Annotated in this window: 13 protein-coding genes; 9 read left to right on the top strand and 4 right to left on the bottom strand. The window is 27.6% G+C overall.

Annotated elements, in window-relative coordinates; all coding sequences use genetic code 11:
- Positions 1-5: 5 nt before the first annotated feature.
- Together rpmA and rplU are read right to left on the bottom strand one after the other, a co-directional pair.
- On the bottom strand, positions 6-263 hold the full coding sequence (rpmA, locus tag AVBRAN9333_RS04375; protein ID WP_214117382.1) for a 50S ribosomal protein L27: 258 nt from the start codon (positions 261-263) through the stop codon (positions 6-8).
- Positions 264-274: 11 nt separating this feature from the next.
- A complete protein-coding gene (rplU, locus tag AVBRAN9333_RS04370; protein ID WP_214117383.1) occupies positions 275-583 on the bottom strand; it encodes a 50S ribosomal protein L21 in 309 nt (102 codons plus the stop codon).
- 182 nt (positions 584-765) lie between these two features.
- On the opposite strand from rplU, the gene AVBRAN9333_RS04365 reads away from it, so the two are divergent.
- The 6 genes from AVBRAN9333_RS04365 (at position 766) to AVBRAN9333_RS04340 (ending at position 6,280) form a co-directional block, all read left to right on the top strand.
- Positions 766-1,884, top strand: a complete 1,119-nt coding sequence (locus AVBRAN9333_RS04365) for a PilZ domain-containing protein (protein WP_214120243.1) — start codon at positions 766-768, stop codon at positions 1,882-1,884.
- Positions 1,885-1,887: 3 nt separating this feature from the next.
- Entirely contained in the window at positions 1,888-2,532 is a 645-nt protein-coding gene (gene plsY, locus AVBRAN9333_RS04360; RefSeq protein ID WP_214117385.1) for a glycerol-3-phosphate 1-O-acyltransferase PlsY, read from the top strand.
- Positions 2,517-2,834: a dihydroneopterin aldolase gene (locus AVBRAN9333_RS04355; protein ID WP_214117386.1), complete on the top strand. Its 318-nt coding sequence runs from the start codon at positions 2,517-2,519 to the stop codon at positions 2,832-2,834. Before plsY ends, AVBRAN9333_RS04355 begins: the two co-directional genes overlap by 16 nt.
- A 74-nt stretch (positions 2,835-2,908) precedes the next feature.
- Positions 2,909-3,580, top strand: coding sequence for a response regulator transcription factor (hsrA, locus tag AVBRAN9333_RS04350; protein WP_214117387.1), 672 nt, complete (start codon positions 2,909-2,911; stop codon positions 3,578-3,580).
- 14 nt (positions 3,581-3,594) lie between these two features.
- A complete protein-coding gene (locus AVBRAN9333_RS04345) occupies positions 3,595-4,812 on the top strand; it encodes a sensor histidine kinase (RefSeq protein ID WP_336609498.1) in 1,218 nt (405 codons plus the stop codon).
- Positions 4,813-4,822: 10 nt separating this feature from the next.
- The gene (locus tag AVBRAN9333_RS04340; RefSeq protein ID WP_214149695.1) at positions 4,823-6,280 is read left to right on the top strand and encodes a Ppx/GppA phosphatase family protein; all 1,458 of its coding nucleotides are present in this window, start codon (positions 4,823-4,825) and stop codon (positions 6,278-6,280) included.
- An 11-nt stretch (positions 6,281-6,291) separates the two neighbouring features.
- On the opposite strand, the gene AVBRAN9333_RS04335 is transcribed toward AVBRAN9333_RS04340, so the two are convergent.
- Together AVBRAN9333_RS04335 and metK are read right to left on the bottom strand one after the other, a co-directional pair.
- On the bottom strand, positions 6,292-7,170 hold the full coding sequence (locus AVBRAN9333_RS04335; protein ID WP_214149694.1) for a lactate/malate family dehydrogenase: 879 nt from the start codon (positions 7,168-7,170) through the stop codon (positions 6,292-6,294).
- Positions 7,167-8,366 (bottom strand): methionine adenosyltransferase, encoded by a 1,200-nt coding sequence (gene metK / locus AVBRAN9333_RS04330; RefSeq protein ID WP_214117391.1) that lies wholly within the window; start codon positions 8,364-8,366, stop codon positions 7,167-7,169. The genes AVBRAN9333_RS04335 and metK overlap by 4 nt, the downstream gene beginning before the upstream one ends.
- Before the next feature lie 100 nt (positions 8,367-8,466).
- Here metK and sstT point away from each other — a divergent pair, with 100 nt between their 5' ends.
- Genes sstT through AVBRAN9333_RS04315 form a run of 3 tightly spaced genes read left to right on the top strand, consistent with a single transcriptional unit; the run spans position 8,467 to position 13,404 of the window.
- Complete coding sequence (gene sstT / locus AVBRAN9333_RS04325) at positions 8,467-9,696, top strand: serine/threonine transporter SstT (protein WP_214149693.1); 1,230 nt, start codon at positions 8,467-8,469, stop codon at positions 9,694-9,696.
- Position 9,697: 1 nt separating this feature from the next.
- On the top strand, positions 9,698-11,395 hold the full coding sequence (locus AVBRAN9333_RS04320; RefSeq protein WP_336609497.1) for a M3 family oligoendopeptidase: 1,698 nt from the start codon (positions 9,698-9,700) through the stop codon (positions 11,393-11,395).
- Positions 11,392-13,404, top strand: a complete 2,013-nt coding sequence (locus AVBRAN9333_RS04315) for an ATP-dependent helicase (protein WP_336609496.1) — start codon at positions 11,392-11,394, stop codon at positions 13,402-13,404. Before AVBRAN9333_RS04320 ends, AVBRAN9333_RS04315 begins: the two co-directional genes overlap by 4 nt.
- Positions 13,405-13,410: the final 6 nt, after the last annotated feature.

Below are 13,410 nucleotides of genomic sequence, written 5' to 3'. Positions count from 1 at the left end.
TTAAATTATACTGCAGGATATACAGAAACTTTTTTGCGGTTTTTGTCTTTTCTTTCAAATTTAACAAAACCATCAACTAAAGCAAAAATAGTATGATCTCTTCCCATACCAACATTTGCTCCTGCGTGAGTTGCTGTTCCTCTTTGGCGAATAATAATATTTCCAGCTCTTACAAATTCTCCACCAAATTTTTTAACACCTAAACGTCTACCTATAGAATCTCTATTATTTTGAGTTGAACCTTGACCTTTCTTGTGTGCCATTGTATTTCTCCTTACGCTTTAATTTCTTTTACTACTACGCGAGTAAATTGTCTTCTAAAACCTCTTTTTAATTTAGAGTCTTTTCTTCTTCTTTTCTTAAAAATTACAACTTTTTTATCTTTTCCTTCGTTGATAACTTCAAGAACAACTTTCGCTCCACTAACAAAAGGGGTACCGATTTTTAATTCTTTATCGTTAACAGCTAAAACATCTGTAACTTCTACGATAGACTTTTTCTCTGCTTCAAAGCGATCTAACTTTAATTCGTCGCCAACACTTACTTTGTACTGCTTACCGCTATGTTTAAAAATAGCATACATAATTCATCCTTTGTAATTTAGTAAGTCCCATCAAGCACTTTAAATATTAGAAATTTAAAGATTTAAATAAGCTTAAATGAGTTGTAAAAAGCGAATACTATCAAAAAATCATTAATTTTTATTTAAAAATTTATTTTTTTTGCTACACTAATGCTATTTTTAGTTTAAAAGGAAACAAAAACATGAGTTTTGAAGGAAGAGACGAACTAGTTAATTCTAGTATTAATTATTTTGAAAAATATACACACAAATTTATTAATAACATACAAGCTTATTATAGAAGCGAAGGCAAAATTTTATCAAAAAATTGTGAAGATGCTTACGAAGAATTATTTTCTATGTTACTAACAAAAGATTTTAGTATAGAAAGAGGTAAGGAATTAGCCAAGACAAAAGACTTTGACAGAGCTTGCTTTTTTGAATTTTTATTAAAAACTTATATAGATTTTTCTAAGCATATTATGAATAATGGATTAAACAATAAATTAGTTGTTAATCTCGCCTTTGCATTAGAAAGATATGGTTCAATTTTTTGCACAATTTGTCACGATTCTACGACTGCACAAAGTTCAATTAATGTATTTTCGGCAAGTAGTTCTGGTGGATTTTTTATACACGAGAATTTTATAGATACATTTAAAAAAATGTATTCTGTAGGAGAAAAATTAGAATTTTTAAATCTTTATAATGGTGTTCCTGTTAGAACTTACGGAGAAATTTTACAAGTTGAAGATGCGAGTATAGTTGTAAAAGTTGATTTAATGCAAATTTTAGCTATGAAAGAAGAAGATTGTGCTTATATAGTTCAAAATCAATATTTGCAAAAAAATATTAAAGCAAATATTTTATCTGTTAATATTGTAAATTGCACGGTAACTTTAAATAATTTTGAAAGCCAACCATATATGCACGCATTAAAAAGAGCATATCCTAGAGTGCATCCTAATGAATTTACTAAAATAGCACTAACTCATGAAGATGGAAGGGTTGCTAATGGAAAATTATTTGATATTTCAGAAGGTGGAATTGGTGTTGTTTCTAATGAAGATGTAGGATTTAAAAGAGGTGATATTTTATCATCTTATATTTGTTTACATATGCCTCATTCAAATGAAGCAGTTGAGTTTAATTTAAAATTTAAATTAGTTGTTTTAATTGTGTATCAAAATGCTTACAGATATTGTTTAGAGATTTTACCAGACCAAGAAGATGCTAAAAAAATCCAAGAATTTGCAAGCAGAAGAGTAGAAGAAACTTTAGTAGAGCTTAAAAATCAATTAAGCCTATACAAAAGAGATTAAGATATGAATTTTATTACATTCATAATTGACTTGTTTACAAATAATAATTTAATTTGTATGCTAATAGCCTATTTAATAGGCTCAATTCCTTTTGGATTAATATATGCTAAAAAATTTGCGAATGTTGATATTAAATCTCAAGGTTCAAAAAGCATAGGAGCTACAAATGTATTAAGAGTTGTAAAACAAGTTAATCCAAAATTGGCTAAAAAATTAGCAATAGCTACTATGTTAAGTGATTTTTTAAAAGCTATGCTTCCAATTTGTATTGCTATGTTTTTAGATATAAATGAAGCAACAATTTGGGCTATGGCAGTTCTTAGTGTTATAGGACATTGCTATAGCATATTTTTAAGCTTTAATGGCGGTAAAGGCGTAGCTAGTGGGGCTGGAGCTTTAATACTATTAGTTCCTTATTCTGTAATTATAGGTCTTATTTTTTGGCTAATAATCGGAAAAGTATTTAAAATATCTAGCTTAGCATCATTAATAGGATTTAGTATTGGAGTAATTAGTGCAGAATTTTTATACCCTAATATTAGTATTAATTCTCACGCACCAATATATTTAATATTATTTTTTGTGTTCTATAAACATATACCAAATATTATTAGATTGATTTTTAAAGACGAATGCAAAGTCATATAAAAATAAAAACAAAATTTAAATGTATAATAGGCTTATTGGAATTTGAAAGATTAGAAAAGCAAACAATAAGCCTAAAAATAAATGCAAAAGCTGATAGTTTTTTAGACTATGCTAAAGTAACTAAATTATCAAAAAAATATTTAAAATCAAAAAAATTCTTTACCTTAGAAAAAGCTAATAAAAAACTAGCAAAAAAAATAAAAATCAAATTTCCACAACTAAAAAAAATAAAAATTGAGATTATTAAATTAGAGATTATGAAAAATACAAAACTTAGTGCTAAATACAAAAAAAAATATTAAAATAACTTTAAAAAAACTTGAATATTTGCTTAAATTGTGTTAGCATAACCTTAATTTTACTTTAAGGAAAAAAAATGCGTATTTTAGTAGTGGAAGATGAAATATCTTTAAACAAGACACTAGCCGAAGGTTTAACTGAATATGGCTATCAAATAGATGCGTGCGAAAATTGTAAAGATGCTGAATATTATATCGGTATTAGAAACTACGATTTAGTATTGACAGATTGGATGCTTCCTGATGGTGATGGCACTGACTTAATACATGTTGTAAAACATAAATCTTCAAGAACTTCAATCATAATTTTATCTGCAAAAGATGATAAAGAAAGTGAAATAAGCGCTTTAAAAGCAGGTGCTGATGATTACATTAAAAAACCTTTTGATTTTAATGTATTATTAGCTAGAATTGAAGCAAGACTTAGATTTGGTGGGTCAAATACAATTAAAATTGATAATTTAGAAATAGACCCAGATGAAGAAAAAATTACTTATAAAGGTAAAGAAATTGAATTAAAAGGTAAACCTTTTGAAGTATTAACCCATCTTGCAAGACACTCTGATCAAATAGTATCAAAAGAACAATTATTAGATGCAATTTGGGAAGAACCTGAACTTGTAACTCCTAATGTAATTGAAGTTGCAATCAATCAAATTAGGCAAAAAATGGATAAGCCTTTAGGTATCTCAACTATTGAAACAATAAGAAGAAGAGGCTATAGATTTTGCTTTCCCAAAAAAGCATAAGAAATAAATTTTTCTTGCAACTAGCATCTACTATTACGGTGCTAGTTGTTATTTTTTCAGTTCTGTCGTATCAAATTCTAAAAATTAATATAATGCAAAATGAATTTGATAATTTAATCAAAAATGCTATTAGTATTATTGAAGTGAATAATAGTTCAAACTTTATTATTTTTAAAGACTATAAAATAATTCATTTAGATAAAAAAACTATGAAACCAAACTTTCAAATAATCAATGAAAATGATAAAAAAGTCTTGATTTTAACATATCCTTACAATGAATTTGGGGATTATATAATATTGAAAAAAGATATAAGTCAATCAATTAAAATTCTTGATACTATTTTTATATCTTTATTTTTAATAATTATCATTGCTATTAGTTTGATTATTTTTTATTCATTATTCTTATCAAGAATATTATCAATGCACCTAAAAGAATTAAGCGTTAAAGTTAGCAGGTTTGATGATAACTTTACAAATAGATTAGATTATAAAAACTATCCATTAGAGTTTAAAGAAATCATAAGTAGTATTAATCACTTAATTACTAGAATTCAAAACTATAATATGTCTCAAAAAGAACTATTTATAGGAATTGCTCACGAATTAAAAACTCCTTTAGCAGTTATAAAAGCTAAAAACGATGTAACGCTAATTAAATCAAGAGATAGTGAATATTATATTCAAACCATTAAAAACTCTAATGATAGCATAGATAATATCAATAAAATTATAAATGAAATTCTTAAAATTGGCAGATTAGAAGGTGCGCAATTTGAAGAACCAAATGAAATAGACCTAATTGATTTTATTAGACAAGAAAGCAAAAATTTCAGCCTATTAGGCTCAAAAACAGGACAAAAAATAGAACTTAATCTAAATCCAAATGAATTAAAGATAAAAATACAAAAAACCTTATTCTCACAAATTTTACAAAATTTTATTCAAAACGCATTTAAATTTTCTCAACCAAATACAACAATAACAATTACAACTTTCATCAATAATATGACTTTTTATCTATATGTAGATGATATGGGTTGTGGAATTAGTGAAGATAAAGATTATTTTGCACCATTTAAAAGATTTGGAGATAAAGAAGGCGTTGGATTAGGACTTTATTTATCAAAATCAGCTGCAACCGCACTAAAAGCTGAAGTATCATTAGAAAATAGAAAAGATATGCAAGGAACAAGGGCTATTTTTTCTATGAAAATCAAAAAAAATTAAGAGAAGAAATATGGCAAAAAAAACTGCAATTATTGATTTAGGTTCAAACGGAATTAGAATGGCAATATATGAAAAAACTTCAAGATATGGTTTTTATATATTAAACGAACAAAAAGTTAAATTTCGTTTGGCACAAGGTGCTTATGAACAAGATAATGTATTGGTAGAAAAACAAATCAAAAAAGCTTACGAAATAATAAAATATTTTAAAACTCAAGCGCTTAATTTTAAGTGTAATAAAATATTTTGCATAGGAACATCAGCTCTAAGAGATGCAAAAAATAAAGCTGATTTAATTAACCTATTAAAAAAAGATTTAAAACTCAATATCAAAACTTTAAGTGGAATGGAAGAAGCATATTTAAGTGGTTTTGGAGCTATTAATTTACTACCTAAATTAGATGAAAAATCAATTTGTTTAGATATTGGTGGTGGTAGTGCTGAATTGTGTTTGTGTGAAAATACAAAAGTAGTTAAAACTTTCTCGCTTGACCTTGGGACGGTGAGATTAAAAGACTTATTTAAAGACAAATTTAATAAATTAGAAAAATATATAGATAATTATTTAGAGCAAATCCCTGATGATTTTAAAGCTTCTATCTTAATTACAATAGGTGGCTCATTAAGAGCTATTAGTAATGCTATTATGGAAAAAAATAATTATCCTTTAAGTCAGGTTCATGCTTTTTCTTATCAAGTAGATGAAGAAAGTGAATTTATAGAAAAAATTATAAATTGCAAAAATTCAGAACTTAGCTCGCTAGGAATTAAAAAAGAAAGACACGATACCATTAAAATGGGTGCTTTAGTCTTTTATAAAATAATTAAAAAATTAAAAATCAAGCAAATAATTACAAGTGGTGCTGGAGTTAGAGAAGGAATATTTTTAAAAGACTTATTTAAACACCACAAAGGATTTCCAGCCAATTTTAATCCGAGCTTAAAAAGTCTTGAAGATAGACTAATTAAATACAAATCAGGCTCACTGGTTAGTAATGTTACAAGATTATTTAATACTTTAAATGAAATTCATTATGTTGATAAAAAATATCTAAAACACTTAACATATGCAGCAAAACTCATTGAAACAGGTTTATTGCTTAGTTATTATTCAAACCATAAACATAGTGCTTATTGTGTTTTAAGTGGTCTAAATTTTTGTATAAAACACGAAGATAAAGCACTAATAGCAACTATAATAGAACAACACGGCAAAAAAATAAATTATGAGAATTTAAAATTAAAAAAATTATTGCCAGATGAAAATACTATATCTTGGCTTAATTTTATTCTAGCATTTTGTAATGCTTTAAATAAGGCTAAAGAAAACGAAATTTGTGATTTTTCTTATAAAAATAAAACTTTATATATAACAAAAAATACAAATAATTTCATTATGCAAGAAGCTATTAAAAAGATTAGCAAGCCAAAAAGTTTTAATGTATATATAAACAATGAAGAGATTTAACTCTTCACTAATTATTTAATAGAATTAATAGTCTTTAAAATATAATTTTTTGAGATTTCAAGTTTTTCTTTTTCATCTTTATTTAAGTCTAATTCAAGAACTTTTTTAATACCACCCTTACCTACTACAACCAATCTTGAATAAGCTAAATTATCTTGAGTAAAACTAATAGGTGTGATTAAATTCTCATCATCTTTAATAGCTTTAATAATTCTTGCAATTACACTTCCTATTCCAAATTCTGTTTTACCTTTTACTTTAAAAATCTCTCCACCCTTAAAGCGAACTCTGTTTTCAATCTCATCTAAATTAAGGTTAAACTCATTAATATTTTTACCGCCCACAAAGGCATTGCTCTTATAAAAAAACTGCGTATCTCCATGTTCTGCTAGCATAAAAGCATTTATATTTTTATAAGAAATTCCTAATTTATTAGCAATTTCAATCTTAAGCCTTGCACTATCAAGCGTTGTGCCTGTGCCAATTACTTTAAAAGCATCTAAGCCGCTTAATTTTTGAGCGTAATAAACAATGCTATCATTTGGATTTGTGGCTATTAAATATATACCATTAAAGCCCTTTAAGGCATTAATAATTTCTTTTAAAGGTTCATAATTAGCCTTAAGTTCAAGCGTTCTATCAGGCTCGATACAAGTTGTATATGCTAAGACAATAAGATCACATTTTACTAATTCTTCTACCTTGCTAACAGCAAAAATCTTAGAATTTGAATTGGTATTTTCAAGACTATCTTCTAAATCAATCTTACTTGCATTTGCTAAGCCATCTTTAATATCGTATAAATAAAGCTCGTTTGCTATATTTTGACTACTTAGCATAAAACTTGCAGCCGAACCAACGGCTCCAAGTCCAATAATTCCTATTTTCATTTTAATAAACTCTTAAATAATTCAACGCTATCAAGCTGCTCCCAAGGATAACTTGCAACTCCAACTTGCCCATAAGTTGCAACATCAGCATAAGAAAATCCAGCTTTACTAGGCTCATCTAATCTAAATTTTTCTTTAATCCATCTAGGAGTTAATGCGAAATTTCTTTCAACAAATGCACTTAAAATATTATCATCAACACTTGCATTTGTCCCCATACAATCAACATTTACGCTAATTGGTTTTGCAATTCCTATTGCATAGCTAATTTGCACTATACATTTTTTAGCTAAGCCACTTGCAACTATATTTTTTGCTACATATCTAGCTGCATAAAGCCCACTTCTATCAACTTTTGTGTAATCTTTTGAGCTTTGTGCCCCACCACCTATTGGGCTATATCCACCAAAACTATCCACTATTAATTTTCTTCCCGTTAAGCCACTATCGTGAAGGCTTGAGTGATTTACATACCTTCCTGTTGGATTAATATAAATAATGCAATCATCTTTATTAAATAGCTCTTTTGGTAAGCCTGAATTACAAATTAAATTCATAATTTTTGAGCGAACTTCATCAAGACTTAGGCTACTTACGCTAGGAGCTGAAACTACTATTGTATGGATTTTTTTAGGCTTACAATTTTCATAATTTTCCTTGCTCTCATAATCAATTGTAACTTGAGTTTTAATATCTACTCCAAATTCGTGTGGATTATTTAGAGCATATTCATATACTTTATTACAAATCATTCTCGCATAAAAAATCGCAGCAGGCATAAATTCAGGTGCTTCGCTACTTGCAAAGCCAAACATCATACCTTGATCACCCGCTCCCATTTCTCCATCACTTTTATCAACGCCTTGATTAATATCATTACTTTGCTCGTTTAATAACACTTGCACTTTAACATCACTTGGGTGTAAGCATTCAGCCTTGCTAAAATGAGAATTTTCTTTATAACCTATTTTAATTAAAGCGTTTTTAACTACTTCTTCATATTCACTTTCACTAACCTTTAAATTAGATTTAATCTCTCCACCAATTATTACATTCTTTCCAGCGACAAAAACCTCACTAGCAACGCGAGCATTTTTATCATAATTTATATGCAAATCAACAATGCTATCAGCAATGATATCAGCACATTTATCAGGGTGTCCTGCACTTACTACTTCACTTGTAAATAAATACATTTATTATCCTTTAATAATTAAATTTTGCCTAATTTTAGCCTTTATAGTTAATGTTTTGTAAGAGAGATTTGCTATATTTTTGCCTTTTTAAGGAGATATTATGAGCGTCTTAAGTTCAATGATTAAAAGATATAAAAGTACTAATTTAATTATAAAAATTATGATTGGTATTGTTGTAGGTGTTTTTGTTGGAATTTGTATTCCTAGTTTTACTGATTATACTTCTTTATTAGGAGATTTTTTTATAGGTGCTCTAAAAGCAATTGCTCCGATATTAGTATTTATTTTAGTTCTTAGTGCAATCTCTACTAGAGAATATGGAAATGGAACTAAAAAAATAAAACAAGTAATAATTTTATATTTAATAGGAACTTTCCTAGCTTCTGTTTGTGGTGTTGTTGCTAGCTTTTTATTTCCTACAAAACTTATATTAGAAATACCAAATAATATTGATTTAACCCCGCCAAGTAGTGTTGCTATGGTATTTAAAGATTTATTATTTAAAATGATAGAAAATCCAGTAAGTGCATTAGCTAATGGAAATTATATTGGAATTTTAACTTGGGCTATAGCTGCTGGAATTGCACTTAAAACTTGCTCAAAAGAAGTAAAAAAAGTATTTATAGATATTAATGAAGGTACTATTAAAATTGTTGCTTTCATAGTTCGTCTAGCTCCTATTGGTATTTTTGGTCTAGTAAGCACAAGTGTTGCTAAAACTGGTGTAGAAACTTTAGCTGATTATGTTTTATTACTATTAGTATTAGTTGGGACTATGCTATTTGTAACATTTATAATCAATCCATTAATAGTATTTGTAGTTACTAAGAAAAATCCTTATCCATTAGTTTGGGTTTGTATAAAACACTCTGCAATTTATGCGTTTTTTACAAGAAGTTCAGCTGCAAATATTCCTGTAAATATGGCACTATGTTCAAAAATTAATGTTGATAAAGAATTATATGGAGTATCAATTCCACTAGGTGCTACAATTAATATGGCTGGAGCTGCTGTTACTATTTCTGTTTTAGCACTTGCTGCAGTTCATACATTAGGACTTAATATTACTTTTACAAACGCTATACTACTTAGCTTTTTAGCTGCATTTGCTGCTTGTGGAGCTAGTGGGGTTGCTGGTGGCTCACTTTTACTTGTTCCTTTAGCGTGTTCATTATTTGGGATAAATGATGATATTGCTATGCAAGTAGTTGGGGTTGGCTTTATAATTGGAGTTATTCAAGATAGTGTTGAAACAGCTTTAAATAGCTCTACTGATGTGCTATTTTCTGCAATTTGTTCTGATACTAAAATAGATTTAAGTAGGGTATAAAATGGAATGGGATTTAAGCATAATTTATAAAAACAAAGAAGAATTATATAAAATTTTAAAAGATTTAGAAAATCAAGCAAACGATTTTGCTTTAAAATACGAAAATAATTTAAAAAATGAAAAAGAATTTGAAAATATAATTTCAAAATTAGAAAACATTTATAATGAGTTAAGCCGTGCTGGAGCTTATGCGTATTTACATTTTGCAAAAGATAGTGCAAATGGAGCATTTTTACAAGAAATAAGCACAATTTGCACTAATATTGAAAGTAAATTGGTGTTTTTTGAAATTGAGTTTTGCGAATTAGAAAACGCACAAGAAATTGCAAATAATTGTAAAAAATATTCATATATGCTAAATAATTGGCTAAAAGCTAAAAAATATCAATTAAGCAAAAGCAACGAGCAAGTATTTATGAAAATGAATATAAATGGTAAAGAAGCATTTTCAAGATTATTTGATGAATACTTAAGTAATATTACCTTTAAACTTGATTTAAAAAAAATCAGCGAAGAAGAACTATTAAGCAAGCTTTATAGCCCTGATAGAGCTTTAAGAAAAAGAGCAGCCGATGCACTTACAAAAGGACTTAAGAAAAATATAAAAACTCTATGCTTTATTTTTAATATGATTAAAAATAATCACTTAAGTGAATGTGAGCTAAGGGGCTATGAAAATCCTATGCAAGCAAGGAATTTGAGCAATCAAATTGAAGATGAAAGTGTAAAAAGCCTAATAAAAGCAGCCGAAAATAATTATCATTTAGTAGAAAATTATTACAATAAAAAGCGTGAAATTCTAGGTCTTAAAGAATTAAAAGACTATGATAGATACGCTCCACTTTATGATGATATTAGCAATGATTGGGATTTTGAGAAATCTTGTAAAGTTGTAAAAGATACTTTTAATAAATTTAGCCCAAAATTTGCTGAACTTATGCAAAAAGCACTTGATAATAAAGCTCTTGATGTATATCCTGCTAAAAATAAGCGTAGTGGAGCATTTAGCTATGGCATAAATCCTCAACCATTTGTAATGCTAAATCATACAAATAATAGAAGAGATTTATTCACTTTAGCACACGAATTAGGGCATTTAATCCATCAAAGTCTAGCAGGAGAAAATCTAGGGTATTTTAATGCAAATACTCCGCTAACTACAGCTGAAACTGCTAGTGTTTTTGCTGAAATGCTAGTTTATGACGCTATTAAAGATACGCTTAGCCCTAAGGATAAAAAAGCACTTTTAGCAAGTAAAATTGAAGATATATTCGCAACATTTTTTAGACAAATTAATTTTACAAATTACGAAATCGCTCTACATAATCACGAAGGTGAATTAAGTGTTGATGAGTTTTGCGACTTATGGCTAGCTGAAGGGCAAAAAATGTTTGGTAGTAGCGTAAAATTACGCAAAAAATACAAATATTGGTTTAGCTATATCCCACATTTTATCCATTCGCCGTTTTACTGCTACGCGTATTCTTACGCACAATTATTAGTTTTAGCATTATTTGGACTTTATAAGAGTGGAAAATGTGCTAATTTCGTAGAGCTTTATACAGAATTTTTAGCAAGTGGTGGAAGTCGCTCTCCGGCTGAATTGGTAGGACTTTTTGGACTTGATTTAAATAGTGATGAGTTTTGGCAATTAGGAATTAATGAAATTGCTAAAATGGTTAAGGAATTTTGCGAATGAATTATTTAGATAGACTAAATCCTGCTCAAAAACAAGCCGCTACATTTGTAGATGGAAGTTTATTAATCTTAGCTGGTGCTGGAACTGGCAAAACTCAAACAATGATTAGCAGATTAGTCTATTTAATAAGTGAAGTTGGAATTAGCCCTGAATCAATTTTAAGTCTTACATTTACAAATAAAGCCGCAGCTTCAATGAAAGAAAGAGCTATAAAAATGCTAAATGAAATAGGCTATAGTAATAATTTACCAATTTTAAGCACATTTCATAGCTTTGGAATGGAGTTTTTAAGCGAATATATAGAATTATTAGATGGAAGAAGAAGAAAAAATTATAGACTAATTGATACTGATGATAAAAAGGCTATGATTAAAGAATTTGTTTTAGAAAAAATTAGAAAAACTGATATAAATTTTTTAAGTAAGGATAAAAAAGATAAAGAAATCTTAAAAGATGAAAAAGAGTTTTTAAGAAATAAAACCAACGAAGCTATGGCTTATATAGATAGGGTTAAAAATACCTTAGAATTTGAATTAGAAAATGAAAATCACGAAATATATTTAGATTATGAAAAAGCTTTAGAATACAATAATTTAATAGATTTTGATGATTTAATAATTCTGCCACACGATATTTTAAAAAACAATCCAACAACAGCTACAAAAATTAGCAATCAATATTCATACATAATGGTAGATGAGTATCAAGATACTAATTTAGCTCAATTAAAATTATTAAAATTATTATGTAAAGCTCATCAAAATATCGTTGTAGTTGGAGATGATGATCAAAGTATTTACTCATTTCGCCACGCAAGAATACAAAATATATTAGGATTTTCTGATGATTTTCAAGACGCAAAAATCATTAAATTAGAAGAAAATTATAGAAGCACAAAAACCATATTAAATCACGCAAATAGCTTAATAGCAAACAATAAAACAAGATATGGAAAAGAGCTATTTACAAATAATGAATTTGATATAGATATTACTAAATTAGAAAATTATTATGAAGTAATTTACGAGATTAAAAGTCTTATAGAAAAAGGCGTAAAGCACAATGAAATCTGTGTTTTATATAGAATGAATATGAGCGGAAATTTCATTGAGCCTAGATTAATTAGCGAGAATATACCTTATAAAGTTATTGGTTCTGTTCCGTTTTTTGAAAGAGCGGAAATTAAATTACTTATAAATTATTTAAGACTTTATGTGGATTTTAATGATAACTTGGCCTTTAAAAAAATCATCAATATGCCTAAAAGAAAATTTGGTGAAAAAGCCTTAGAAAAATTAGAGAATTTATCTAAAAAACCATCTTTATTTGAAAGTTTAAAAGATAATTTAGATAGTTTTAAAAATATTGAAATTAAAGAATTTATAGAGCTTTATACTACAACTCAAGATAAATTCGCTTTATTTTTAAATAAATTAGCTTCTCTTGAAGTTCATAATTTATTTGATAATCCAAAATCAAGAGCTGAAAACTGCTCGGTATTTTTTGATATTATCAAAAGAGAATGCGGCTTTAATGCCGATATTGCTAAGCTTACTAATTTTTTAAATAAAATCATCTTACAAGAACAAATAATAAAAGAAAATAATAACGCAATTAATCTTATGACCATTCACGCTAGTAAAGGATTAGAATTTGAATATGTATTTTTAATTGATTGTGATGGTGGCAAAATGCCTTGCACTTTTATGGGTATTTTTGATATTGAAGAAGAGCGAAGATTAGCTTATGTGGCGATGACAAGGGCAAAACATAAATTCTATTTACAATATGATTATACAAATCCAAGTATTTTTGTAAATGAAATTATGTATAAAAATACTAGCAATGCTACTATAAATAATTCTACTAATGAATTTAAAGTAGGAAATGCAGTAAATCATAAATTATTTGGTAGTGGAAAAATACTTGCCATTGAAGGCAATTTAATTAGCGTAAATTTTCAAGGAAAAATTAGAAAGCTCAATAAAGACTTTCTAAGTTTAGCTTAAATAATA

Source organism: Campylobacter sp. RM9333 (assembly GCF_020137705.1).
Classification (GTDB): domain Bacteria; phylum Campylobacterota; class Campylobacteria; order Campylobacterales; family Campylobacteraceae; genus Campylobacter_E.
This window is presented reverse-complemented; position numbering and strand designations above follow the sequence as displayed.

What these genes read in the sequence shown, in the direction of transcription:
- rpmA (WP_214117382.1), bottom strand. Translation starts at nt 263, where the DNA reads ATGGCACACAAGAAAGGTCAAGGTTCAACTCAAAATAATAGAGATTCT.
- rplU (WP_214117383.1), bottom strand. Translation starts at nt 583, where the DNA reads ATGTATGCTATTTTTAAACATAGCGGTAAGCAGTACAAAGTAAGTGTT.
- AVBRAN9333_RS04365 (WP_214120243.1), top strand. Translation starts at nt 766, where the DNA reads ATGAGTTTTGAAGGAAGAGACGAACTAGTTAATTCTAGTATTAATTAT.
- plsY (WP_214117385.1), top strand. Translation starts at nt 1,888, where the DNA reads ATGAATTTTATTACATTCATAATTGACTTGTTTACAAATAATAATTTA.
- AVBRAN9333_RS04355 (WP_214117386.1), top strand. Translation starts at nt 2,517, where the DNA reads ATGCAAAGTCATATAAAAATAAAAACAAAATTTAAATGTATAATAGGC.
- hsrA (WP_214117387.1), top strand. Translation starts at nt 2,909, where the DNA reads ATGCGTATTTTAGTAGTGGAAGATGAAATATCTTTAAACAAGACACTA.
- AVBRAN9333_RS04340 (WP_214149695.1), top strand. Translation starts at nt 4,823, where the DNA reads ATGGCAAAAAAAACTGCAATTATTGATTTAGGTTCAAACGGAATTAGA.
- AVBRAN9333_RS04335 (WP_214149694.1), bottom strand. Translation starts at nt 7,170, where the DNA reads ATGAAAATAGGAATTATTGGACTTGGAGCCGTTGGTTCGGCTGCAAGT.
- metK (WP_214117391.1), bottom strand. Translation starts at nt 8,366, where the DNA reads ATGTATTTATTTACAAGTGAAGTAGTAAGTGCAGGACACCCTGATAAA.
- sstT (WP_214149693.1), top strand. Translation starts at nt 8,467, where the DNA reads ATGAGCGTCTTAAGTTCAATGATTAAAAGATATAAAAGTACTAATTTA.
- AVBRAN9333_RS04320 (WP_336609497.1), top strand. Translation starts at nt 9,698, where the DNA reads ATGGAATGGGATTTAAGCATAATTTATAAAAACAAAGAAGAATTATAT.
- AVBRAN9333_RS04315 (WP_336609496.1), top strand. Translation starts at nt 11,392, where the DNA reads ATGAATTATTTAGATAGACTAAATCCTGCTCAAAAACAAGCCGCTACA.